Origin of the sequence: Mesorhizobium sp. M0991 (assembly GCF_040318915.1) — a bacterium.
Taxonomy (GTDB): Bacteria; Pseudomonadota; Alphaproteobacteria; order Rhizobiales; family Rhizobiaceae; genus Mesorhizobium.
Map to the genome: position 1 here is coordinate 53,051 of NZ_JAMYNE010000021.1, position 23,691 is coordinate 76,741.

General features: G+C 58.8%; 18 protein-coding genes and 2 pseudogenes. 7 read left to right on the forward strand and 13 right to left on the reverse strand.

Translation table 11 applies throughout. From position 1 onward, the window contains the following. Positions 1-24: 24 nt before the first annotated feature. The 6 genes from NKH70_RS25435 (at position 25) to NKH70_RS25460 (ending at position 10,912) form a co-directional block, all read left to right on the forward strand. Entirely contained in the window at positions 25-1,170 is a 1,146-nt protein-coding gene (locus NKH70_RS25435) for a cysteine desulfurase family protein (RefSeq protein ID WP_353026352.1), read from the forward strand. Further along, positions 1,163-2,113, forward strand: a complete 951-nt coding sequence (locus NKH70_RS25440) for a DUF4007 family protein (RefSeq protein WP_353026354.1) — start codon at positions 1,163-1,165, stop codon at positions 2,111-2,113. Before NKH70_RS25435 ends, NKH70_RS25440 begins: the two co-directional genes overlap by 8 nt. After that, the gene (locus tag NKH70_RS25445; RefSeq protein ID WP_353026356.1) at positions 2,106-5,567 is read left to right on the forward strand and encodes an ATP-binding protein; all 3,462 of its coding nucleotides are present in this window, start codon (positions 2,106-2,108) and stop codon (positions 5,565-5,567) included. Before NKH70_RS25440 ends, NKH70_RS25445 begins: the two co-directional genes overlap by 8 nt. Beyond that, positions 5,564-6,415 carry a phosphoadenosine phosphosulfate reductase family protein gene (locus tag NKH70_RS25450; protein ID WP_352809350.1) on the forward strand — a complete coding sequence of 284 codons (852 nt, stop codon included), beginning with the start codon at positions 5,564-5,566 and terminating at the stop codon, positions 6,413-6,415. Before NKH70_RS25445 ends, NKH70_RS25450 begins: the two co-directional genes overlap by 4 nt. Before the next feature lie 162 nt (positions 6,416-6,577). Continuing rightward, positions 6,578-8,929, forward strand: a complete 2,352-nt coding sequence (locus NKH70_RS25455; protein ID WP_353026357.1) for a sensor histidine kinase — start codon at positions 6,578-6,580, stop codon at positions 8,927-8,929. A gap of 9 nt (positions 8,930-8,938) precedes the next feature. Next, positions 8,939-10,912, forward strand: a complete 1,974-nt coding sequence (locus NKH70_RS25460) for a hypothetical protein (RefSeq protein ID WP_353026358.1) — start codon at positions 8,939-8,941, stop codon at positions 10,910-10,912. A gap of 286 nt (positions 10,913-11,198) precedes the next feature. Here the strand turns inward: NKH70_RS25460 and NKH70_RS25465 are convergent. The 12 genes and pseudogenes from NKH70_RS25465 to NKH70_RS25520 form a co-directional block, all read right to left on the reverse strand. After that, positions 11,199-11,430, reverse strand: a pseudogene (locus tag NKH70_RS25465) (hypothetical protein); the annotation flags it as partial. Positions 11,431-11,452: 22 nt separating this feature from the next. Beyond that, positions 11,453-12,508, reverse strand: coding sequence for a ferritin-like domain-containing protein (locus tag NKH70_RS25470; protein ID WP_353026359.1), 1,056 nt, complete (start codon positions 12,506-12,508; stop codon positions 11,453-11,455). Then, positions 12,444-14,111: a GMC oxidoreductase gene (locus tag NKH70_RS25475; RefSeq protein WP_353026361.1), complete on the reverse strand. Its 1,668-nt coding sequence runs from the start codon at positions 14,109-14,111 to the stop codon at positions 12,444-12,446. The genes NKH70_RS25470 and NKH70_RS25475 overlap by 65 nt, the downstream gene beginning before the upstream one ends. Positions 14,112-14,113: 2 nt before the next feature. Then, positions 14,114-14,584: a hypothetical protein gene (locus NKH70_RS25480; RefSeq protein ID WP_353026363.1), complete on the reverse strand. Its 471-nt coding sequence runs from the start codon at positions 14,582-14,584 to the stop codon at positions 14,114-14,116. A gap of 49 nt (positions 14,585-14,633) precedes the next feature. Beyond that, positions 14,634-15,947, reverse strand: coding sequence for a hypothetical protein (locus NKH70_RS25485; RefSeq protein WP_353026364.1), 1,314 nt, complete (start codon positions 15,945-15,947; stop codon positions 14,634-14,636). A 204-nt stretch (positions 15,948-16,151) separates the two neighbouring features. Beyond that, positions 16,152-17,648 carry an amidohydrolase family protein gene (locus NKH70_RS25490; RefSeq protein ID WP_353026366.1) on the reverse strand — a complete coding sequence of 499 codons (1,497 nt, stop codon included), beginning with the start codon at positions 17,646-17,648 and terminating at the stop codon, positions 16,152-16,154. Between the two features lie 221 nt (positions 17,649-17,869). Continuing rightward, a pseudogene (locus NKH70_RS25495) lies at positions 17,870-17,965 on the reverse strand (IS481 family transposase); the annotation flags it as partial. 84 nt (positions 17,966-18,049) lie between these two features. Then, complete coding sequence (locus NKH70_RS25500) at positions 18,050-18,346, reverse strand: hypothetical protein (RefSeq protein ID WP_353026367.1); 297 nt, start codon at positions 18,344-18,346, stop codon at positions 18,050-18,052. Beyond that, positions 18,347-18,958, reverse strand: a complete 612-nt coding sequence (locus NKH70_RS25505) for a GIY-YIG nuclease family protein (protein WP_353026368.1) — start codon at positions 18,956-18,958, stop codon at positions 18,347-18,349. Positions 18,959-19,192: 234 nt separating this feature from the next. Next, positions 19,193-19,924 (reverse strand): SMC-Scp complex subunit ScpB, encoded by a 732-nt coding sequence (gene scpB / locus NKH70_RS25510; protein WP_353026370.1) that lies wholly within the window; start codon positions 19,922-19,924, stop codon positions 19,193-19,195. Between the two features lie 5 nt (positions 19,925-19,929). Next, positions 19,930-20,880, reverse strand: coding sequence for a DUF1403 family protein (locus NKH70_RS25515; RefSeq protein WP_353026382.1), 951 nt, complete (start codon positions 20,878-20,880; stop codon positions 19,930-19,932). 227 nt (positions 20,881-21,107) lie between these two features. Then, positions 21,108-22,238, reverse strand: coding sequence for an RHE_PE00001 family protein (locus tag NKH70_RS25520; protein ID WP_353026371.1), 1,131 nt, complete (start codon positions 22,236-22,238; stop codon positions 21,108-21,110). 284 nt (positions 22,239-22,522) lie between these two features. Between NKH70_RS25520 and NKH70_RS25525 the strand changes: the two genes are divergently transcribed. Next, complete coding sequence (locus NKH70_RS25525; protein WP_352884019.1) at positions 22,523-23,455, forward strand: recombinase family protein; 933 nt, start codon at positions 22,523-22,525, stop codon at positions 23,453-23,455. Between the two features lie 25 nt (positions 23,456-23,480). Here NKH70_RS25525 and NKH70_RS25530 read toward each other — a convergent pair whose 3' ends face one another. Next, complete coding sequence (locus NKH70_RS25530) at positions 23,481-23,666, reverse strand: hypothetical protein (protein ID WP_352671160.1); 186 nt, start codon at positions 23,664-23,666, stop codon at positions 23,481-23,483. Positions 23,667-23,691 lie beyond the last annotated feature (25 nt).

The following is a 23,691-nucleotide window of genomic DNA, read 5'->3' on the forward strand; positions in this document are numbered from 1 at the left end:
GCACAAGCTCCGAAGGTTCGATCGGTGATCTACCTTGACCATCACGCCACTACGCCGATCGACCCCCGCGTAGCGCAGCTGGTTATGCAGGTAATGTCAGAGGTCTATGGCAACGCCAACAGCGTCGAACATACCATTGGCAACGCCGCCGCGTTGGTTGTCGAGCAGGCTCGTACCGCTGTTGCCCATCTGGTAGATGCCGAGCCCCAGCATGTCCATTTCACATCGGGCTCGACCGAGGCAATTCATCTAGCGATTTCGCACGCAATCGGGGTGAACAGGAAAGCACCTCTCAGCGTCGCACTCAGCCGTGTAGAACATCGTGCGGTCATAGACACTCTGATCCACGCAGAGCGCCTGCAGCTGGTGGAAATCACCTGGATCGACGTCGATGAAGCTGCCCAGATCGTCTTGCCAAGCCTGGAAAGTGCGCTTCATGCTGGTGTTGAATTGGTCTGTGTTATGGCCGCCAACAATGAGGTCGGTACGCTTTACCCAATACCCGCGATTTCCAAATTGGTGCATGACGCCGGAGCCACCATACTGGTCGACGCCACACAGGGTGCGGGTCGCATGGGTCTCAGCTGTTTGGATAGCGAAATCGACTATCTGGCGTTGAGCGGACATAAGCTCAATGGACCGAAGGGCGTTGGAGCCCTGATTTCGCCGATTTACAATCCCAGCGAGGCTTATGGCCTGGCGACGTCACATAGGGCCACTCCGAACGTACCCGGGATAGCCGGACTGGGCGAGGCGTGCAGGCTAATGAGCTTGGAGGGAGAAGCCGAGAACCGCAGGCAGTCCCTGCTACGAGATCGACTGGAGACAGAACTTCTTCTGAGGCTCCCCGGCGTAGTCGTCAATGGCGAGATAGGAAATCGCCTGCCCAACAATCTGAACTTTTCAGCCCTTGGTGCACCCAATGATGTCGTTATCGCCAGACTCAGGGATACTGTGGCGCTCTCCACCGGATCTGCTTGCAACTCGGGTGCCCAAAGCCCTTCGCATGTGTTGAATGCTATGGGCCTAGCGGAGGAATTGCTGGATAGTTGCCTGCGCATTGGACTGGGACGACAGACCACAGAAGCTGACATTGATCAGGCCGTTGAGACGATCGCGACGGCAATCGCTGAGGTCCGCAACTTGCTGTCAGGAGCGCAGAATGACTGAATCTCAGGCAATATCGCAGCAAGTCCAGACTTTCCGCTTTTCTGGCCACGAGTCATTCGCCTGCCGTTACGCCTGGCTGCCAAAAGCGTATCGGGCGATATCGAAGAACCCTGCCATCTTCTTCGACGAAGAGCAGGCCATGGTCGAGCTAGGGGTCGGCAAAAACATGGTTCGGTCGCTTCGCTTTTGGGTCGACGTGATGGGTGTGGCCTCTCCGACCGGCGACAAGCAGCATCAACTCACAGACTTTGGTCACGCTGTCTTTGCCGCTGATGGCCTCGATCCCTATCTTGAGGATGCCCGTACGCTGTGGCTGCTTCATTGGAACACTTCGTCCAAGAGCAGTCCGGCACTCTTTGCTTGGCACTATCTAATAGGACAATGGCCTTATCCTGAATTCACGCGCACCGAGGCGCTCCAGGCATTTAAGCGGCAGTCGGCAAAGCTAGGCCATAAACATTCGGACGTGACGCTGTCCCAGCATCTGGACGTCTTCATCCATACTTATCATGCGACCACGGGCGGCAAAATTTCGGTCGAGGATTCACTCGATGGCCCGTTGGTCCCACTCAATTTGCTGATGCCGACGGGCGAACGCCGTGTAGAGGGGGGGCGGTGGGAAACGGTCTTTTCGTTCCGCCGCGAAGCCAAACCTGAGATCACCCAGGGCCTCTTTGAATATTGCGTGCTCGATTTCTGGGAGCGATCGAGCCCGGACGAGAATACCCTTGGATTGCGGAGCGTGGCTTCGGCACCCGGCTCGCCTGGTCAGGTGTTCAAGCTGAATGAAGAGGACGTGCGCGGCCGCCTGGAGGACTTGTCTTCCAATGGCCGGGGCATCGCCTATCAGCCCTCAGCTATCCAGGGTTTGATCACACGTCGGGAAATCGGGGCAAAGCGCACCAAGCTCGCCACCATTTATGGGAAAACGGCCGATGCGTAACTCCGGGCAAATGGTTTCCGATCTCCTGAACGTGCCGTCGCGGTTCCTGCGGTCCGCACAACTGGAAAAGGACTTCACAGATCCCAAGGCGCTCGACAACTATGTGGTGACGCCGGCAATGGCCGCAGCATTGCTTCGTGTTGTCGATGGCCTGCGGCGCGAGTCTAACCGTCGCGCATGGCGTGTCACGGGCGACTACGGAGTAGGCAAGTCCTCCTTCGCGCTCGTGCTGGCTCATCTGCTGGCACAGGACGCATCCGAAGGGATCGCCCGCATTGCAGGTTCGATTGGTCTGGATGACGTCCAGCCAGATCTCGCGCCTTTATGGCCAATCCTGGTCACAGGCAGCCGTGAAGGCTTAGTGGAGGCAATTGCACGCGGCGTACGTGAGAGCCTGGAGCACCAACGGCCGGCCCGCTCTGCCGGCTGGGAAACGATCGATGGTGCAATTGCGGCCTGCCTTGCGACCGGCACTTCCCGGTCGCTGGAGACTCTGCTCGAAGCTGTAAGGGCAAAGGCCTCCAAGGCTGGCCGAGGCATGGTGCTCATCATTGATGAGCTCGGCAAAATCCTGGAATTTGCGGCCCATAGCCATGACCGACAGGATGTCTTTGCTTTGCAGCGCCTGGCAGAAATGGCTGCCAGGAGCGGCGATCGACCATTCGTTTTGCTGGGCATTTTGCATCAGGGGTTCCAGGCCTACGCAGAGCGGTTGCCGGCCGCAGTTCGGCATGAATGGGACAAGGTGGCCGGACGGTTCGAAGAAATCGTATTCGACCAGCCGCTCGCTCACACAGCGGCGTTGATAGCGGGGGCGCTCGGGATTTCCGAGAGCCCACTGCCCACGACTGTCACAAGGGAAGCAAAGCGGGCCGCTAGTGCAACCGCCTCAATGGGCTGGCTTGGCGGGGAGACCAGCGGCATTGCCAGCATTGATGCGACCCGGTTGTATCCTCTGCACCCAACCCTGTTGCCACCCTTAGTGAGATTTTTCGCGCGGTTCGGACAGCACGAGCGATCGCTCTTTGGGTTCCTGCTCTCGTCCGAACCATTCGGACTCCAGTCATTTGCCGAAAAGACCAGCTTGGGGGACGGCTGGTATGATCTCGCTGCCTTCTACGACTACGCTCGGGCATCGTTCGGACATCGATTGAGCGGGGCGAGCTATCAGAGTCACTGGTTGCGGATTGTCGCGACGATCGAGGTTGCCACGGATATCGGCGCGCTTGACGCCCGACTGATGAAGGCGGTTGGCCTGCTCAACCTACTGGATTCTGACGACCTGATAGCCAATGAAAGAACGCTTGGAGCTTGTTTCTCCGCAGAAGATCCCAACGAAATCGAGGCTTCGATTTCACGACTGAAGCAGCGCGGCCTGTTGTTCCAGCGCGGTGATCGCGGGAGCCTGCGATTGTGGCCTAATTCGAGCGTCAACCTTCATGCGGCCCTTCAGAACGCTACACGCGCTGTTGTCGAGCACAGTGAGGTGAGCGCGCACATCGGACAATACCTCGAGAAAATGCCGATACTGGCTCGCCGTCACTACCTTGAGACCGGAACGATGCGGTACTTTGAGGTTCGGCACATTCGCGGCGAGGCTTTGGCTGAGGCCATCCGTAAGGAACCTGCCGGCGACGGTTATGTCCTTTTTGTTATGGTGGACACCGAGGCTGAGCGAGAGGCCGCATGGGAGGTGATCGAAGCGCAGGTTGAGATTATACCGAGCACCATCTTGATCGGGTTACTGCAGCCTCTCTCCGTGCTGTCGCATGAGCTTGCCGAAGTGCAACGGTGGCGTTGGATCGAGGACAACACGCCCGAGCTAGCCCATGATGGTTTCGCGGCTGCTGAGGTATCGCGCCAGCTCCACAACGCGAAACGGTCGTTGGCCGAACGCTTCAAGACGGTATCCGGGGTTTCGACTGCGAGCGGGAATTCGGTAAATTGGTGGTACGCGGGGAAGCCGCGGGATATGAAAGGCACCGTCTCCAACGCCTTGTCCGAGATTTGCGACTTGGTCTTCTCGTCGGCGCCGAAGGTGGCCAACGAACTTATCAACCGAGGGGCTCTCAGCAGTGCCGCCGCCTCCGCCAGGATGCGGCTAATCGAAGGGATTTTCACTTCGGTCGACAAGAGCTTGCTGGGAATTGACCCAGACAGGGCTCCGCCGGAAAAATCGATGTATCTCTCGGTTCTGCAGGCCGGACGCTTGCACATTGAGAGAGACGGTCGAATGGCGCTTGAGATTCCTTCGCCCGCCGAAGACCCATTGAAGCTGCACCCTGCTCTTAGCAAGATCATCACGGCAATAAAGAGCGGCCGAGGGCATCGCGTCTCGGTCGTATCGATCCTGGATGAGCTGAGAGCCGCTCCCTTCGGGGTCCGAGACGGTTTGTCTCCTCTTCTGTTGGCCCTAATCCTCAAAATTCACGGCCACGAGCTGGCCGTTTATGAGGACGGCACGTTCCTAGCGACGTTTGGCGCCAATGAGTTTCTCAGGCTGTCGAAAGCACCTGCCTCCTTCGACATTCAGTACTGCAGCGTCGAAGGCGTACGATCAGAGGTGTTTGCGCGCCTGGCCGAGGTCTTCGCTAAGGGCGTCCAAGCCCGGCGCCCGGTCCTGTTGGACGTGGTTCAGGAGCTATGCCAATTCGCGGCGAAGCTCCCTGACTATACGAGGAAGTCGCGTACTCTGTCGTCCATGTCGATGGCGGTTCGAGATGCGCTTCTCAGCGCGCGAGAACCTGCTACGCTCCTCTTCAAGGATTTGCCAATCGCCTGTGAGTTGGCCCCCTTCGACGTTGACGGCGATGAGGTTTATTCCGATGCCGAGCGGTTTGTGATCAACCTAAGCTCTGCAGTGAACGACCTTCAGGGGGCGTATTCGCAGCTGCTCGAGCGTATTGTCCTGCGGGTTGCGGAAGCCGCCGGCACCCAGGACCAGGTGTTCGATCGTGCGGCCCTGGCCTCCCGTGCGTCACGCGTCAGTCTTGCAGCTCGCGAGCCTCGGCTTCGGGCCTTTGCATTGCGTCTTCGGGACCCAGGCCTGTCTGATGAAGCGTGGGCCGAAGCGCTTTCAAGTTTCGTGGTTGCCCGTCCTCCCAGCCGCTGGTTGCCTGGCGACGAGGCTCGTTTCGGCGAAGAAATCGGCGCGCTGGCGGAACTCTTCGCTAAGGTTGAAGCGGCAGCATTTAGCATGGGTGGAGATCGGCCTAACTCCGACGCCGTTCGGCTTAATCTCACGCTTCCAGACGGGACTGATTTGGTGAAAGTGGTTCAGGACGTCCGCTTGTCCGATAAGGATGAGGTCAGCCTTGATGCCTTGGCCGGCCATCTGCCCCGAGGGGATGCTAAACGCATTCAGTTTCTGGCCAACCTCCTTTTGCGAGAGCTCAAGAAGGGAAAGCAAGAGCCTGCTCAAATGGCCGAGCGCTTAGACGGATCGCTGAAATGAAATCATACGAAGCTGACATTGCCGTTGCGTTCAACGACGTAGCGCCACGCCACATCCTCAGCTTGAGCGGAGGAAAGGACAGCGCGGCCCTTGCGATTTACCTTCGGGACCGGGCCCCGAATATCGAGTACATTTTCCATGACACCGACAAGGAATTGCCGGAGACCTACGACTACATCGCCAGGCTTGAGGCGATCCTCGGGAAGCCCATTGTCAGAACCACGCCGGTCGATAGTTTTGACCATTGGTTGACCGTCTACCGGGGCATGCTTCCTTCGAACCACCGGCGTTGGTGCACGAAGATGCTGAAGCTAAAGCCCTTCGAGGCCTACGTTGGCGATGGTCCAGTGATCAACTACGTCGGCCTTCGTGCCGACGAAAATCGCACTGGCTACATCAGCACCAAACCAAACATTCTGGCGGTATACCCATTCCAAGATGACGGCCTAGTACGGGCCGACATCATCCGGATCCTGGAGGATTCTGGCTTGGGTTTGCCACCCTACATGGATTGGGGCCGGTCTAGGTCTGGGTGCTACTTCTGTTTTTATCAGCAGAAGATCGAGTGGGTGCGTTTACTCGAGAAACATCCAGAGTACTTTGCGCTCGCCCAAGGATACGAAGAGAAGGCCGTACAGGTCGGAGAGCAGTTTTACTGGTGCCAGAACGAACCGCTGGCCGAGCTGGCAAAGCCGGAGCGCGTTGCCAAGATCAAGGCTGACTGGGAAGTGTCCCAAGCCCGCAAGAAAGCCCGACGGAAGAACCTTTCGCTGGTTGAAACACTGGGAGGCCTTGACGTTGAAGACGACAGCCACCTTAGGGATGGATGTCTTGTCTGCTCGATTTAGGTGCAAAAAGTCGCGCAGAGGCGCTGAAAAACAAGCGCTAGCCTTTGCGTCGGCTTCTTTACAGATGAACTCGTTCCTAACTTTGTGCAATTACGAAGACATGCGAACATCCGTGCATTGGGGGGCAGAACGCATGATGCAGTTCCAGAACATGTTGGCGACGTGAGCTTCACGTTCGAGGCGAGAACTCTGCTTGAACTCGGGAAAGAGCTTATAAGCTCCGACGAGGTAGCACTGTATGAACTGATCAAGAATGCAGTCGACGCAGGATCCACCCGCGTCGAGATACTTGTCACTGTTGAGATCACGCACACCGACTTCAAGGAAATCGTCGCTCGTGTGGAAGAGGAAGGGCACGATCTTCCCGAAGTGACAGACTATCTCCAGAGCTGCCTGATCGATGCTTCGAGCGTCGACGCCAACAGACTGGTTGCAGCCCTGAGGGACGCAACTGATCGCGCGCAATACTTGGGTATCATTCGATCGTGGTATGCCACAGCCAACACGATAGAGGTTCGAGACTCCGGTCACGGAATGTCGTTGGACGATCTGGAGAATATCTTCCTGCGCGTCGGTACACGCTCGCGTCGCACCGAGAACCAGCAAGGTGCTCGAAATCTCGGCGATAAGGGAATTGGGCGGCTGTCCGCCATGCGGCTGGGTGACGGCCTGCAGGTCAAAACCACGAAAGCAGGGGAAACGCATTGGAACCTGCTCGATATTGACTGGACACTGTTCTCGCACGACAGCAAGCGGTCTATCGAAGAGATCAAAATCGAGCCTTTCGTGGGAGAGGAAAAGAGTTCGGCAGAAGAGTCCGGGACGCGGATACTTATCTCCGACCTGCAGAGCGACTGGACTGACGTCCGGTTCACCGACATCCTGCAGGGCAGAATAGCAAGGATGGTAGATCCGTTCGTGGCCGGCGCTGCCAACAGGTTATTGGTTGCGCGACACAACGGTCAAAGGGTGAGCATACCGTCAATCCCCCAAGCGCTTCTGGATTCGGCTCATGCGTACTGTCATATCAATTTCGACCTGATCGACGGCGAACCAGTTTTAACCGGTTTGGTAGACTACCGTTTCCGGCACCGAAGCGTGCGGATCGACGAGAGAGGCGCAGCTGTTCACTCTTTGGCGCAGCAAGCGGTGAAGCGACGCGCCAAGCGGGGACATGCCGCCTTCCGCCTTGTTCCCGTCCGACCCTCGGCATTCACCTCATTAGGCAAGTTCTCCGCCGACATCTATTGGTTCAATCGGCGGGTGGTCGAGGCTGTTGCGGGCCTCACCGAAAAGATGGCCGACACGCGGCGGGAGATTTCCCACTGGAGCGGCGGGCCGATGCTCTACCGCTATGGGTTCCGCATTCTGCCGTACGGCGATCCATCAAATGATTGGCTTGATCTCGATGAAAACGCGTTCGGCGTGTCCGGTTTTAAGCTCAACCGGCAACAGGTTGTCGGAAGAGTGCTTCTGGAGACTCCACACACTGCACTGAGTGAGCAGACGAACCGAGAGGGCCTGATCCAGTCGGACGCTGCTGATGCATTGAGAAAAATTCTGATGTGGGTCGTCCACACCGAACTGCGAGGGTTGATCAACGAAGCAGATGAGATCGAGTTTATCGAGCGGCGCGCCGCTGACGAGGACACCAGGCTGGCAACTGATACCCGGAAACGGGTTGATGATGCATTGGAGCGTATCCGAAGGATAATGGGTCCGGCTGCAGCTGCAGATCTGGCGGACTTAACCAAGAGCGTGGCGCAACTGACCACTCAATCAGCATCTCTGGCAGAACGCATCGAAAAGGTCGTGTCCGAGGCGGAGGAAGAGAGGGAGAAGTTCGTCTACCTCGCGGGCATCGGCCTCATGACCGAATTCATTTTCCATGAGCTGGATCGAGCGGTCGGGCACACCATGGAATTACTCTCCGAAGGAAGTCTGCGGCAGTCAACCATCAATTCCCTACGGGAACAACTGAAGACTTTGCACAAGAGAATCTCGGCGTTTGACGAACTAACTGGCGAGAAGCGGCAGTCGAAGAGCAAATTCGACATAGCGGACCTCGTAGACCAGGTACTTTCCAATCACGAGAGGGAATTCGCTCGCCACGGAATCGTCGTCTCCTTCGAACGCCCGGATCGACCGATGATCGTCAACGCCGTGCGCGGAATGCTTATTCAGATCCTCGAAAACCTTATCGTCAACGCTGCCTACTGGCTCAAGCAGCAAAAGCGCTACGAAAATGGGTTCGCTCCGAGAATCAGTGTTGTGTTGGATGGGGACGACAAGACCCTGACGGTCGAGGACAACGGGCCAGGTGTCACTGAGGATCGAAAAGAGCGGATTTTTCAGCCGTTCATCACGTCGAAGCCGACAGGGCAAGGGCGTGGCCTTGGCCTCTACATCTCGCGTGAACTCGCGGAGTATCACAAGTGGCGACTGCATATGGACGCTGAAGTCGGGCGTATTCGAAAGGGACGGTTGAACATGTTCGTCTTGGACATGGGCTAGGGGACAACGATGGGGCACGAGAAGCGAATTCTGGAGGCGTTTTCCCAGAACAAGATCGAACGCATATTGCTGATCGACGATGTCTATGACGTTCCTTCACTAACGGAGATCGACGGTTCGCTTCTAGATTTCATGAGCGACATCGAGGGTATTGATGCATGCAAAGCAGCAAATTTGAACGACGGTGACATCAGCGATGCCCTTGCCGCGGTGGAGAACAACAACCTCGAGTCTGACGCGTTGCTTAACGTAAGAAAGGCACTCTACGCCGAATTCGTGGGCACTCGAGAGGATCGATTCGATCCGGGTGGTCACTTCAAGACCGTGAAAGGCTTGACGCTCGCCATCCTCGACCCGCTCATCGCATTGCTGCAGAAATGCGGCCAGAAGGTAGAGGTTCGACTATCGGGATTGTTGGATGGCGAGTTGCAGTTCAAGGAGTTCGGGCCGCAGATTGTATTCCTCGACTACTACCTAAGTCCGGAGGCCACGGGCGAAGGCCTCACCGCCGCTGTCAAGACCAAGGCGCGTCTCGCCTCGGTGCAACTTTTGGACAGGCTGTTGAAGACGAAGCCAGCGGACGATCCAGCGATCGTGCTGATGTCTTCGGAACCGGTCAAAGACAAGGCGCAGGCGTTCCGGCAAGACGTTGAGGACCTGGGAGAAAACGTTCTCGCACTGCGTTTTCGTTTCTTGCAGAAGGGTTGGGTCAGCACCAATGGCGCGGATCTGAAGATAGAAAACGAGGCCGCTGATACTCTGCTCGATACTAGCCAGGGCTACGTTTTCGGCCAGGTCCTCCACCGCGCTCTGAAGGAATGGCGATCAGGGGCCGAGAGCGCGTTAAAGGAAGTCCTGAAACAAATCGGCAGTTTGGAGCCGAAGGACTTGGCTTATCTCTTCCGTTTTCGCCTCGCTAGTGAAGGCGAGAAGATGGGCTCTTATCTCGAGTGGTTGTTCGGTGAAAACCTTCGCGCCTTGGTAGCAGAGAAGGTCGATTGGTCCAGCGAAGCGTTCACCAAAATAGACGACAAGGAACTCAGCAAGGGAATTGAAGGCGCATTCGACGGGCCTTCAGTGCCAATTGCACGTTTTTTCCACCGTGTCCGGGTTGATGAGCTGGTCGGCGATCACACCAATCGACGGCGTTTGGGGGACATCTTCGTTCAGCCCACCAAGAAGCGAGTCATGGTGGTGATCACGCCGGACTGCGACCTCGTACCCCGAGGATCGGGGCCGAAAGTAACTCGGTTGCTGGCCATGGAGGGGCAATTGCGCTCTTTCGATGAGGACAGCGCATCGGCCGATCAATTCATCATCTACAAGAAAAAGCCTTACAGTCTGAAGTGGGATCCCAAATCCCTCCATACATTCCCCGTCTCGGGCTCCGGCTCCTTAGGCGAGGTAAAAGGAATGGATTTTTTGGGCACACTCCGCCCGTTGTACGCTCAAGAGGTCCAACACCTCGCCCTCACCGACTTAGGTCGCATCGGACTAAGCGTCGCCCCAACTATGGGAGTGGACGCATCAGTGAAGGTCCATCTTCGCGTGAAAAGCGGAAAAGGAACGACCTTCGAAGTGTTGGAGATCCCCGGAACATCGACCGCAACGGTGTTGCCCGAACGTAGCGGCGCTGCTTCGGGCCACCGCATCCTATTGCGCCGGTCCTATGTCCACGCCCTGGTCGATAAGCTCCGCGGCATCGATATCGCCACGCTTGACGCCGAGGATGCGCCGAAGCTGACAGAGTTCTTGCAAGAGAAGAACGAGGACAGGTTGATCGGCGGTTTCCTCGTCAAAGGCTCCGCCGTCAAGGAAAAGGGCCCACTGTCCACGAGCATTCAGATTGCGGCCAAACCCGATACGGGCAAAGGAAGCGCATGGCTGCAGTTCACGCTCAAGCTGTCGGATGAAGCTATGGAGGACCTGCTGAGTCTAGATCCTACTCTCATCGCTGGAGACGAGGCACGAGCGACCCGGTGAGTTTCAAGCCTTGGGATCGTACCTACGCGATGTTCTTTGACCGGTCGGATTATGATCTGGCGTCGGAGGAGCCAGCCGGGATCTCGAACACAGCGCAGACCAAGAGCTCCTGGGCGCGCGATCCAAAGCGCGATCGTAACATTGACGAATGCGAGCATGCACAACGGCCAACCGCTGTGGCGCCGACACCGGGCAGTTAATCCTCGATCTCGACGTCGTCGTTCAACTAGCGGGAGAGAAAGTTGGGCACTGTGTTGTTCGCAAGCAACTTGGGGTCCGCGCCCGGCTGTGGCATCAGGTGCTCATCGATCGGCCGATACCGCGACTGCCCTCGACCCACACGTCGCCGGAACGCAACGATCGCGCAGCGTCGCCAGGGTCGCTATTTCATAGAGGCGCCGCCGATCCGGCTTGCCTTCTCTGAAGATCTAGCTTGCGGGTCTGCTCACCCAAGTGGCCCACCGGCAGGGCAGCATTCGCCGGCCGTCTTTATGCAGCGATTTCAGGATCGCGATCGCGGGTCCAACCTCCCAGACCTGACTAGTCGATCCACTCGAAGGTGGGGCAGGCCGTCTCGGACGTCGGCGATCCCGGTATGGGGGTTGCCATCAGTTCCTTTGCGGTGGATGAGAGCCCGTGCATGCCGTTCATGATTGCCGTGTAGAGCGCCGTCGGCACTCCATTCACCGCTTCGTCGAGTTGGCGGATCATCATCGTATACTGGCGATTGAAAGCATCGTTGAGCTTAGCCGCCGCCGAACCGGGCTCGTAGTCAGTCGATTTCGCGTTCTCTCGGATCGGAAATACTGCGTCGTAATCGATCGCCATCGTCGGACCACTGGGGGGCCCGAGCGGATCATCGCTCGATAGGAACTGCCGTTCGTAGAAAATCTCGCTGAAGCGATAGTAGTGCCCCATGGACAAGCGCTCACCTGCGACCTCAGCGAACCTTTTCTGCGAGAAGGGCCATGCGCCCTCACCTTGCTCGATCACCGTCTCCAGCGCTTTTTTGGCGGTCGTTAGATCAGAAACGACGATGATCTTCCCTCCCCCTCCCCAGAAGTAGTCTCCTTCCAGCTGGCGATCGGGGTCACCATTGAAAAGCGAGCCCGGCAGGGCGGTGTCGAGCTCATCCAACGTCGTTAGAATACCCTCGTAGAATTCTCCGATCGTCGGAGCCGGTACATCGAGCTTGTCCTTCAGGGCCAGCGTCTTGAATTTCGGCTCTTGCGGCTTTTCGATCTTCATGAAGGTGGCGATCGAGCTGTTCGAAAACCGCGTCAAAGCGATCGGGAAACTCCGGTCAGCGAACGGCCGCCCTTCAAATGTCATCGTCAGCGGATAGGATGGAGAATTATCTTTTGCGACTTTTGGGTACCCACCGAGCGCGTTGATGACGTTGGCCACGAGCGCGAAGTGAAGCATTTCCTCCATGGCGACGCCGCGAATGAGATCTGCCGCTTCACGGTTCTGCGGTCGCTTTATGCTGAGTAGCGCAACCAGGTACGGCGGCAATGTCGACCATTCGAGCTCAAGGGCTAACTGAAGTCGCGACAGCAGGTCGACTTTTTTTGCTTCGAGTTTGGGATCGGTCATTAGTGCTCCCCAAAGTGTTCAAGTGGTCGCCTAATTTCAGCGCCAAGGCCGTGAGTGTAAGGGTCGGGTTGATGGCACCCAGATTCGGGAACACTGCATTCGAGACGACATAGAGATTGTCTGTACCGTGAACGCGTAGGTCCTCGTTCACGACACCAGCAGCTTCGTTAGAACTCATGCGGCAGACAGAGGCCGCATGATCCGCACGCCAGGAAGGTGCCTGCTTGTTGGGCGGGGGCGCTCCCATTGCTCTAAAGATAGCGGCGACCTTTTCCTGGATAACTGCCATTCGGTGATCGAAACATTTATCCTTCGTGTACTCGACATGGGTCATTGGAAGGCCGATGCGGTTGACGTCCTCAACGCCCTTCACGAAGTTCTCCGGCCGGCCGAACACCTCGAGCATGCCATGAATCTGGATACGCGTAGGCCCGAGAAGGATCTTATCGATTTCGCCGCGCGACAGTCCGCGTTGCATCTGCTGCGCCAAGCTTTGGGTACCGGTCTCAGGTGGAGCAACGAGGACAAATTTGCCGTCCTTTTGCTCTGCCTGACTATCAAAGTGCCGCGTAACAAGGGTGGGGAAATTCATCTCCGTCTGAAGCCCGTCCGGATTGGCCGGCAGCGTCGAGGTGAAGATGAAATAGGGATGAGTGATCAGATATCGCCCAACCAGATCATGGTCGTTCCCTATGCCCTTGGGCCAATCGCTCGAAGTTGAACGCTGCAAAAGCTTGGCGGATTCGATAGCACCGGCGGCCACCACAACACGATCGGCCTCGACTTTATGCGTCTCACCGCTTTCTCTGTCCCAAAAGACGGCGCCCGTCGCTCGTCGCTTCCCGTCCATCAGGATTTCGAGAACGACCGCTCCGAGCTTGACGGACAAACCTGGGTAGTCGTTCCACTCTCGCAATTCGTCAAGGTAGTTGCACGCCGCGTAGCGCGCGCCGAACGGACAGTACTTGCAGGTGCCCGTCGTTTGGCAGGGGGCGTGGCGTGAAGGAATATCGGAAACGCCCCGGCGGGCGATCGGCATATGTCCATGCGACATGCCGATCTCGTCCATCGCGTCCGCCATGGGCTTGTCTTGGAGGGTAAGGGGGAAGTGGGGGAACGGATAGGGATGAAGCGGATTTCGCGGAGGCGAGGTGTCTGAAGAGTCGCCGGAAACGGCAAGGTGGTTCTCAGCCCGCCAGTAATAGGGTTCAAGCACGTCGTAATCGTATGGCCAATCGATCCCTTCACCGGTGTTCGATTTCAGATGAAAATCCTCGGGCTTCAGCCGGAAGGCCCAACCGCCCCAATGAAGCGTCGAGCCACCATAGGCAAAGACCCTGGCTCCCATGAGCGGCATGTCGGTGCCGCCTGCACTCTCATTCTCGCCTGAAAAATCGCGTTGGGGATAGGGTAGATCTCTGTACGGGTCATAGGGCAGCTTGCCGGTGATCAGATAGTGCTCCCAAAGTCCAAAGTCCTTGGTCTTCACGCGAACCCCCGCCTCCAGGATCAAGATCGAGGCTTGGGGATCATGCTCAAGAATGGTTTGGGCCAGAGCTGTCGCGGCAACGCCCGACCCGATAATCAGGGTACCGACCGTCATCGTCAGCTCCGTTCACGATAAGGGGTCGGCTCACCGTCAATGTTCGCCCCGCCAAAGTATCCGCAATAGTTGACGGCGCCGAAAGACTTGAACCCACCCAGCGCAAGCCTGAGGGCTATGAACTCGTTCGCGACGAAGCGTTGCAACGCCTCGAGCATTGTCGCAGGCACACCCGACGGTGCGATCCTTGGCTTGTTGGCAAAGATGCGATTGAACGCGGCGGCGGCTCCGATCTTATCTCTGAGCTCATCGATGAAGGCCGCTCCATCGCGATAGTAACCTTGATAGAGCGGATCGAGCTCGATCCTGTTTTCAATGAAAGTCAGAAAGCGCAGCCGGTAGGCTTCAGCATCATCTTCGAGGGACCAGTGAGCGCCGATCTCGCGGAAAAGCGACCAGAGCGTGTCGATGACGTCCTGCGACAACGGTTCCTTGCCACGGCTCAGCGCATGTATTGCCTTCGACTGATACATTCCCTCTCCCCCGCTCCTCGTGGCCGAGTTTTGTTTGATCAGCGCATGGTTATTGTCTTGGTGGTGGTACGGACTGAAGCACTTGTTTTCGTACGATGTCGGTGGTCGGCGCGCTGCAGACGGGCCGATTGTAGAAGCCACTCGCGCGACAGACATCTGGCGTCTGGCCTTGCAGATCACCTGCCGCGCATGCGAGGCAAATCCGAAACATGCCAGTCTCGAGCTGAAGTGAGTAATCCAACGACGAGACGGCAGGATCGGAAGGCTGAAACAACTGCCCTCCCTTGACGTTCTGGAACCAGGTATCGACGTGGGATTTCACGAGCGCAGGATCGTATAACTTCGTCATATCGAAACGGTTGTCGAGGAGCCCGATGAGGGCCCGCGGGGTTCTGGCAGCCGCGTGGCAAGATAGGCAGGAAGATCGGATGTTGTCCGCGGGGCCATTGGCCCGCCCCATGAAGCCTAGGGTTGGCCGGCTGCGCCAACCATAAGTTACCCCGCGAAGGTCCGGGCTGATCCAACTTTGCCGGATCGAAGCATCATAGACACCCGGATCATTGCCCCATTGCAATGAGACCGGAACAAGATTGTCGAAGAACTGGTCTCCTTTGGGCGGGCCCTTCCAGACGAAAGTGCCGAAAACCCAGCCGGTCTCTCGCGACCTGGCGTCCTTGATGGCGATGTCGACTTGAAGGAGCCGTACCTGTGAGAGTTTCCGCTCACTGGCCGCATGACCCGAACTGCCTGATCCCGGGGGATCAATATAGGCGTCGTATTCGGGCCCGTCCTTGAGGTAGGTCAGTTCGTCAGTGGAGGCATCAGTGAAAAGGAACTTGATCGAAGCGGTATCCGCCGGAAACTTGACTGCAACCGGCAAGGACGGATTGCAGGGCTGAGCAAAGATTTCCCCTAGAACGGCCGCGCCCGGTCGATTGTAGAAGCCGACTGCCCAAACCTGATACCCGTCGGGGCTCGTTTCGGACAGGTCGCCAGGATCAGGACCGCGCTCCTTGGTCAATCCCATCAGCGGTTCGCGGCCAGCGTTGGAATAATCTAGCCATTGCGAGATCCACCAGTCCCCCTGGCCGGATGCCGTCAGTTTTCGATCTTTGATCTGGAAGGAGGTTTTGGCGGTCCCCAGGACGGCATTCATGTACTCGACTGGTGCAGTCCGAAAATTGAACGCCTCCCAAGGCTGGCGATCATCGGGATCAGGATAGACGGAGGGGTAATCCTGCCGCCAGGTTGCGGGACTTGCGCCGTTTGCGTCCATGGTGCTGGCGTGAAAATCAGGACAGCTTGCCGCTTGAACCTGCCAAGTAAGCATTGCCAGAGCAAACGAAAGCACAGCACGTTTCATGAGACGCCCAGCCTTTCTCGCAAACCACTGCACCGGCTGAGACCCGCACTCACGGCAGATCTAGAGCAGGTACATACAAAATTATCAAGAATGTTACGATCGACTGTAGATCATGTTCGGCATTCGTCTTTGTTGTCTTTGCCGAACGTCTGATACCATAGAGTGAATTTCTGGTTCGTTCAAGTGCACTTCGCCGATGAACCACTATAGAGCTTCGCGAAGCCACGCCGGAACATTCGTGTTTTTCTTGATACGAGTTCGAAATTGGCCATCGTCGATCTCGGTTATCGGATCAAGCTCCATCGGATCGACATCGCCGCGACCTATTTTAACGTCGCCCGCCATCAGACCCATCGCGTAGTCTTCATCCATGTCGAGATGGATGACGTACCGATCCGAAGCCGCCGACATAAGCTCATGCTGGGGAAGAAACTGCTCGGCGAGGTCGGGGAGATGTTCAAGGGCATGGCTCAGCGTGGATATGGCGGTGCCAAGGGGCATCCCATCGAGGGGATGGCCCCGGTCGCAAATGTCGAGAACCATGTCCTGGCCTCCTACCCGCAGCAATTCGACGCCGAGGGTTGCCGGGTCAAGCAGAATGGCGCGGCCCGCGCGAGGCCTTCCATCGATAAGGACTGCCACCACGTCGCGTTCCGTTGCCTCCACCAGTTGCGTGTACGGGTCCTTTGACGTCCCATCCAATACTAACAGGTCGGCGAGCTTTCCTGGTTGGACGGTTCCCAGAAAATCGCCCCAGCCCATCATCGTCGCAGGCGTGCTTGTGACCATGCGGGCAAGTTCGCGATCGGGGAAGAGGTTGCCATGGTTGTCACTAAACATCTTGGCGATCTTCAGTTCGCCTAGCAGGTTTTTTGTCCCACTGGGACCCCAATCCGAACCTAGTGCGATCTGCACGCCAGATTGGACGGCGGTCCCGACATCGGTGGTCGCACCGTAGAGGAGCAAGTTGCTCAGTGGCGACCAAACAATACCAGCGCTCTGGCGGAGACGCCCTATCTGATCAGGGTTGAGAGCGGTCGCATGAATGCCGATCAGGTTGGCTCCGATCAGATATTCCCCTTTTGGACTCCTGAGAGACTCGAAGAACGCGCGAGAGTAGTCGTCGGTGCCTTCCGACAGGTGCAGCAGGAAGGGCTTTGTCCGGTCGCCAACAATCGGTCCGTATGCCTGCTCCGCCTGGGCGTAAGTTTTGAAATCGCCGATCTTGTCTTGCGCCGCCGGCCAGGAGTTGTCATCCGGAAGCTCGACGTTCCTGACCAAGCCTGCGTAGGCGGCCTTTTCGTTCCCGTCCATTTTGGAGAGGGAGAGGCCTTGTGTCGTGGTTACTCCACCGAGCAACGCGCGGCCTTCCACAAAGCGGACGACAGCGCGCGCATTATTCGACAATGGGTCGTGGGTCAGCAGCGCGGCGGGGTTGGTAACGAACCGACGATAGGACGCTGCAGCCTGCCACCCTTGTCGATTAGTGTGGTGAGCCGGAACCCGCCAGAGTGGGATGGCGTTGTAGGCCGGGTGATTGTGTAGCTCAAATAGTCCGGGGTAGATCGTGCCCTGAACATCGATTGGTCTGTCTTGCGAGAACGGCGCCGGCAGCGGCTGATCATCCGGGGCACAATGGACAATGCGCTTTCCTTCAATCGCAAGGACACAGTTGTCAATGACGGTGAAGTTGCCGTCCATTGTGACGACCCGGCCACGAAGGACAAGACGGTCGGGAGGCGGGCTTTTCTTGAGACTGGCCGTCCTCCAGCTGGATTCACTCGTCTCCTCCCTAAACCAAGCCATGATCCCCCCAAGTGCTAGCCCGATAGACACTGTACCAGGACATTATCATAACGTCGTTTGACGATTGGTTTTGAATTTTTCTTTAGCCAACTGAGCGGCCCGTATGGAACGCTCAACGCCGCATGGGCTTTGGAAAAAGCCCCTTCTATCACCGACAGCGCCATCTCCTCTCGACGCAGCGGCGTGAGACGGGCATTCTTATGGATGTTCATTCGGACCCTCCGGTGAGTACTGAAGTCTGGTAACTCCAGTCATCTCGGTCCGGTCCGAATGGACAACCTCCCGAAAGCTCACAGCTAGCGATGCTCGCTGGCCAATTCTCCCCAGGCCGCGTCCCACAAGTCCTCGCTCTCGACCGCAACCACAGCCGTCGTTTTTCGATATTCGGCGAGCACCTCCGCTGCCGGCCGTCGCCGGTCCGTCACCGCATCCGCGTAACCTGTGTGTTCATGGCCGTCAGGTTCGAACCATTCCATGCGTTCGACGCTCGCCATGGGATCGCCCTTCGTCCCGCGCGAAATCCTGATGATAGCCGAGCCGCCGAAATCGATAATGTCCGCATCCATAGCGGCGCGTCGCCACCGCCTAGCCATCTAACTCTCCACACCCATCTTGTTCCACGGTGGCTGGATCATTTTGATCAGCCCGGCTTCTAGCCCAGCGGCCGTGATCACCGGCAAGCCGTTCCACTCGAGCGCAGGGGGCATCGCGATGTAGATCTCGACGACTGTGCCTGCTGTTACGTGTTCGTTGATGATCTGGTTCACGCGGGCGCTGGTTTTTTGTCCGGCCTGGCCGAGCCGGTAGTTTGACATGCGGCTGCGAATGCCAGCCCGACTCACGCCGATGTACTTGATGAGACCGTCGACCACGAACACGTAGACGCCGGCGTCACGCGGTGCGGAGGTGTCAAGCCCGATGCCGCCTGCGCCGTCGGCCACCCACGTACCCAGACGCTCGAATCCGGCGTCCGCGAGCACGTCGATCGCGACATCGGCGCGAACCTTCGGGATCGGCTTTGACTTGGGAACAACGACGAGGCCGCGCTGGAGGCCGCCTTCGATGCCGGCGTCGACGGCCACCTTGCGGACGTGTTGGTACCGGATGTTGAGGAAGTCCGCGACCTCCGTCCGCATGTACCCTTCGTGCAACAGCGCGCGAATCTTCTCGCTCTTGGTCTCCAGCCCTGCGATGACGACAGTCATTTCACGCTTCATTGGCGAAGAAGCTGCGAGATCAGCTGATCTATGTCAACTGCTTCCACGGATGGCGTTGGCGGCAGCTTGTTCCCAGACATGCCCACTTTGGCTTCGCGCGCACCCGCGCATTCGTTCTCCCTGCGAGCCATTGGCCGGCGGCGCTACCCCGCAGCTAGCCCTAGCGTAGCGCCGACACGACGTGTTCGTGCACAGCGTGAGGTCGCTTCCGTGACGTGTCGGTTATGCTGACAGAGCCTCATCATCATGGCCTTCTTCATCCTCGTCGGTCGTCGCGCCGATCGGCATCGCACCCGCAGTGGGGCTGTGTCGGTTCAACAAGCCAGCGTCTTCGAGGGATTCCAGTTCGGGCAGGTCGCGCAGCGTATCGAGCCCGAACTGCAGCAGGAACTCTTTGGTCGTGACATAGGTATAGGGAGCGCCGGGTGTCGGACTGCGCGGACCGGAGGTTATCATGCCGGAACCGCGGAGATGGCCGATCAGGTCGCGAGAAATCTCCTTGCCGAAGAACGACGACAGTTCTCCACGCGTGATCGGCTGGAAATAGGCGATGTACATCAACACGAGCACTTCGGATTGTGTCAGGTCAACGGCTCGCTCGTTACCGCCGACCGCGGTCTGGATGGCGTCGGAATAGGCGGGCCGCGTCAGATGCTTCCAGCCGCCGGCGACGGCGACCAAGTCGTAGGGTCGGCCGCGCAGTTCCTCGCGGATGTCGTCGATCAAAAGGTCGATGCTGCAGCTCTTGCCGACGATGCGTGCCAACGTTTCGCGGCCGACCGGCTCACTAGCGGCGAAGATCGTTGCTTCGACGCGCTGCATCCATTCGCGCCAACGCGCCTCCGGCGGCAGGTGATCCAGCTCCCGATCAAACAGCTGGTCAGCTGATCGCCGTTCGCCCGATCGACGGTCATCTGACTGGCTCCCCCCTCGCCTGCGCACCGCTTCCACCATTGTCGTCAGAGCCCGTAGATGCGGAAGGTCGAGCGGCCAGACAGCTCGCGGACGGCGCCGAGCTCGACCAGACGGTCGAACAGGCGGCGCAGCCCACGGTCGCTCATGCCGGCGATTTGTTCCGAGGCGACGATCGCGTCGTCAGAGAGCAGCTTTTCCACGACGACGTCCGCCGCCTTGGCCCTGAGTTTCGGCGCAACCGCAAGCAGCCGGTCCGCGCGGCGCTCGAGTTCGGCGAAAAGATCAATGGCGCGCAGCGCAGCGCGCGCCTGCGCGGCCAGCAGGCTTTTGGCCCAATCGGCTTCCGTTTCGGCACCGGCAGCCAGAGCGGCAGTCGCTGGTCGACGCGGCCGGCCCGTACCCACAGCTAAGGCCGTCTCGCCGCCCAGCAAAGGGATTGCATGCGTCCAACCTAGCCCCTGCGCCAGCAAGGCATCGGCAAGCCAGGCTCCGAGCACGCGCCCGAAGCCGTAACGCTCCGCGGCCGCGAAGGCCCCGACCAGCATTTCGGCCGACGCGGTGTTGGCGGCAAGCTGTCGGAGATCGTCCGTCAGATCGCTAACCGCCTCGTCGTCTTGGGCCTGGCCAAGATCCTCCAGAACCCTGGCGATGCTAGCCTCGGTCAGCAACTCCTCCGCGGGCCGGGATGCCAGCCGACGCCAGGCGAGGAGCAAATGACCGGCGGGTCCGACATTGTCCCCTGGTCGTGTGAGCAGCACGGCGTCGCGAAGTGCTGCTTCATCCTCGACGCGGCCGGCCCGCTTCGCCGTTGCCGCGGCGGCGACAAGCGCCAGGCGCTGCCGCCAGGCGCCGGCCCACCGCTCCTGCCGGCGGACCACCGCATCGAGCGCGCCGATGGCGGCGCCGGCAGTGATGGCAATGTCCTCAACCTGTTTCGCCGCAAGGCTGTGCGGATCGAGAACGGCCCGGCGCAGCCAGGCCGGCACCGTTGCCATCGGCGCCGTCGAAGGGGCACCGGCAAGCGTGGCGTGGTGGCGCTGAGAGGGTTTGGGGCGCAGAATCGTCGAAGACACGATGAATCATGGCGGCGCTTTTGGCAACGAAAATAGGCAAAAAGCGCTGTACCTGTCGTTCACACAAAACGAATGATAATGTTGCATTATCAGTAGCTTAGTTTCTTATCATTGCCCACAACAAGGGCGGCCACCTCTCGATGCTCGTTTCAGATCACTCCCCACGCCCGAAACCTCCCCCTGCCCGTCATCTCGCGCAGGCCAAGCTCGCCGACCAGGTTGAGCGCCCCCTGTTTTGTCACCTTTAGCCGCTCCTGGATCATGCCGGTGGAGACGAGCGGCCGCGAGAGTACCAGCTCGACCAGGTCGGGCAGTTTCGAGCTGGCGCGCCGTTGTTTGAGCCGCCGCTCCATCTGGCTTTTTGCCAGCACCAGCCGATCGTGTTCCTTCAGGCCAGCCACTGCTGCGTCGTGAATGGCATCGAGCAAGGCGAGCAGCCGATCGCCGCGATTGCGCGCCCGCCGCCGCTCGCGCGGAATGTTTTTCGCGCCGAGATGCAGGCAAGCGAGATGGTGGGCGGCAAGACCTTCCTGTCGCAGCAGTGCAGCCACGAGCAGCGGCCCGAGCCATGTGGCGTGCTGCAGCACCTCGATGTCCGACCAGGCTTCGAGCAGGACCGCAGCGCGCAGGATGACTGGTTGCGCCCGCGTTTCCGCGAGCACAGCGTGCCATTCGGCCAGCCGTTCTTCCTCATTCCAGTCGAGGTCGTAGATCAGGCCGTTTTGCGGCTCCGGCCGGTCGTCCGGGCGCGCCGCTTTCACCCGCACGTCGGCGCCGCTCAGAAGCTTTGACGAGCGCGCCAGGACGGCATCGATCTCGGCAAATTCTTCGCCCAGCAGATCGGCCTCAGCGTCATCGCGATCGTCGGTTTCCACAGAGGCGGTTCCAGCCCCCTCCCCGTCCCGGCTTTTTTGCCCCGCCGCCGGCATGGCGCCGCCGCGACCGGTCAGCGCCAAAAAACCATCGCGGCTGAGCGCCCAGTCCGGCTTTTGCGCAAAAATCCGCCGGCGGGTTCGCAGCACCGCGTGCGCCCGGGTGAGTTCGTGGGTCGGGGTGCGGATGTCCATGTGGGCGTCGTGCAGCACGAGGTCCTCGAGGTGGACGAGTTCGCCCTCGAGCCAGAGCGCGGACGTCGCGTCGGCAAAATGCTGGCGCTCGACAAGGCCGTCGCGGACCGGCGAACGGGCGACCCGCTCGTCGAGGCGGACCAAAACCTCGGTCGCGCGGGCAACCGGCCCGATCAGGGTTTCCAGGGGCAGTTTGTCGAGCGTGTAAGCCATTGATTTCATGATGGCTGATTCGCGTTGGTCAAGCTAGTGAGGGTATCACTGGACTTACGTCGTGTTTCTTCAGGGACAAATATCACTATCGATAATGACCGCATATCGGGACTGTACAGCACCACGCCCTGGGCGGTCAGGAGACTAGAAAACGTTGATTTTCAGGCCCATCGAAGCCGTTGGAGCTACGCAAAGGGCCGCTAGAGACGTTTACAAACGATCGTTTGTTGATATCTTCGGTGTTTGTACAAACGCCCCTTTCCCGATGCTGAGAGACGCCGCAAATGGCCCGTGAGGCGCAAGATCGACGCTCCGGTCGACCACAGGGTCGGCGAATCGGCTACGCGCGCGTATCGACGGACGAACAAGCGACGGAAGCGCAGGAGATTGAGCTGCGATCGGCCGGTTGTGACGTCGTCGTTCAGGAATATGGATCCGGTGCGTCGAGAGCTCGCCCTGCCCTACTGCGGTTGATGAGCGACATCGGCGCCGGCGATATCCTGGTCGTCGTGCGTCTCGATCGCCTTGCGCGCTCAGTCAGCCACCTTCTTCAGGTGATCGAGGATCTGACTGAGAAGGGCGCGCATTTCCGATCTCTGCGAGATCCAATCGACACGTCGACGCCACAGGGCATGTTTTCGCTACAGGTACTCGGTGCCGTTGCCCAGCTCGAGCGTGCGCTGATCTCGGAACGGACCAAGGCCGGAATCATCGCTGCAAGATCGAAGGGGCGACTGCCAGGCAATCCTGGTATCCGGGAGCGCAAGCCCGAAGCCCTGGCGAAAATGACCGCGATACAAAAGGCGGCTTATGGCCGACGGCTACAATCAACGATGAACCAGTGGCTTCCGACGGTCCGTCGGATGCGACCAGACCATAACTGGGACGACATCGCTCGGGTCCTGAAGCAGCGCGGCCTCGACTGGACGCCTGAACGACTGCGGCGGGCAGTGAGGTGGCTCGTCACCGAGCACCTGGCCGAAGCCACACTGCTAAAGCGGGCGTCTCCTCTGCCTCCCGAAGATCGCCTGATGACTCTTGTGGCAGGGATTTCGCAGTCCAACCCGGACCTGTCGCTACGCGACATCGCTGGCCAGCTCGAGCGCCTGCATGAGCGTACCCCACGAGGGAGCGCAAAATGGTCTGCCTCCTCAGTCAAGAACCTGCTCGATCGAGCCCGCCGGCTTGGACTCGTCGCCGAACTACCCGCGAGCTGACCGTCATCCCGCTGCAGAACAGTCTTCAGTTTACGGTCCGTGGCTGACGCTCAACATTCCCGAGCCGCTTGTACGCGGCCCAGGCATCAGCTGGAACAGCGCTGCCGGCCCGCGCCAGCCAAGCCGCACGATCGGATTCGGCAAGTGAGTTCCACCACACCATTCCGGCGGTTTCATCGGGCGTCGGTTCCCGGTCGTGTTCGTTTTTCATGCCTCAACGCTCTCATAAGACGCTC

Excerpts from the sequence above, each read along its gene's own strand:
- NKH70_RS25485 (WP_353026364.1), bottom strand. The coding sequence starts at position 15,947 with ATGAAACGTGCTGTGCTTTCGTTTGCTCTGGCAATGCTTACTTGGCAG.
- NKH70_RS25475 (WP_353026361.1), bottom strand. The coding sequence starts at position 14,111 with ATGACGGTCGGTACCCTGATTATCGGGTCGGGCGTTGCCGCGACAGCT.
- NKH70_RS25460 (WP_353026358.1), top strand. The coding sequence starts at position 8,939 with ATGGGGCACGAGAAGCGAATTCTGGAGGCGTTTTCCCAGAACAAGATC.
- NKH70_RS25450 (WP_352809350.1), top strand. The coding sequence starts at position 5,564 with ATGAAATCATACGAAGCTGACATTGCCGTTGCGTTCAACGACGTAGCG.
- NKH70_RS25445 (WP_353026356.1), top strand. The coding sequence starts at position 2,106 with ATGCGTAACTCCGGGCAAATGGTTTCCGATCTCCTGAACGTGCCGTCG.
- NKH70_RS25520 (WP_353026371.1), bottom strand. The coding sequence starts at position 22,238 with ATGGCTTACACGCTCGACAAACTGCCCCTGGAAACCCTGATCGGGCCG.
- NKH70_RS25480 (WP_353026363.1), bottom strand. The coding sequence starts at position 14,584 with ATGTATCAGTCGAAGGCAATACATGCGCTGAGCCGTGGCAAGGAACCG.
- NKH70_RS25440 (WP_353026354.1), top strand. The coding sequence starts at position 1,163 with ATGACTGAATCTCAGGCAATATCGCAGCAAGTCCAGACTTTCCGCTTT.
- NKH70_RS25490 (WP_353026366.1), bottom strand. The coding sequence starts at position 17,648 with ATGGACGGCAACTTCACCGTCATTGACAACTGTGTCCTTGCGATTGAA.
- NKH70_RS25505 (WP_353026368.1), bottom strand. The coding sequence starts at position 18,958 with ATGACTGTCGTCATCGCAGGGCTGGAGACCAAGAGCGAGAAGATTCGC.
- NKH70_RS25515 (WP_353026382.1), bottom strand. The coding sequence starts at position 20,880 with ATGGCAACGGTGCCGGCCTGGCTGCGCCGGGCCGTTCTCGATCCGCAC.
- NKH70_RS25525 (WP_352884019.1), top strand. The coding sequence starts at position 22,523 with ATGGCCCGTGAGGCGCAAGATCGACGCTCCGGTCGACCACAGGGTCGG.
- NKH70_RS25470 (WP_353026359.1), bottom strand. The coding sequence starts at position 12,508 with ATGACCGATCCCAAACTCGAAGCAAAAAAAGTCGACCTGCTGTCGCGA.
- NKH70_RS25500 (WP_353026367.1), bottom strand. The coding sequence starts at position 18,346 with ATGGCTAGGCGGTGGCGACGCGCCGCTATGGATGCGGACATTATCGAT.
- NKH70_RS25530 (WP_352671160.1), bottom strand. The coding sequence starts at position 23,666 with ATGAAAAACGAACACGACCGGGAACCGACGCCCGATGAAACCGCCGGA.
- scpB (WP_353026370.1), bottom strand. The coding sequence starts at position 19,924 with ATGGTGGAAGCGGTGCGCAGGCGAGGGGGGAGCCAGTCAGATGACCGT.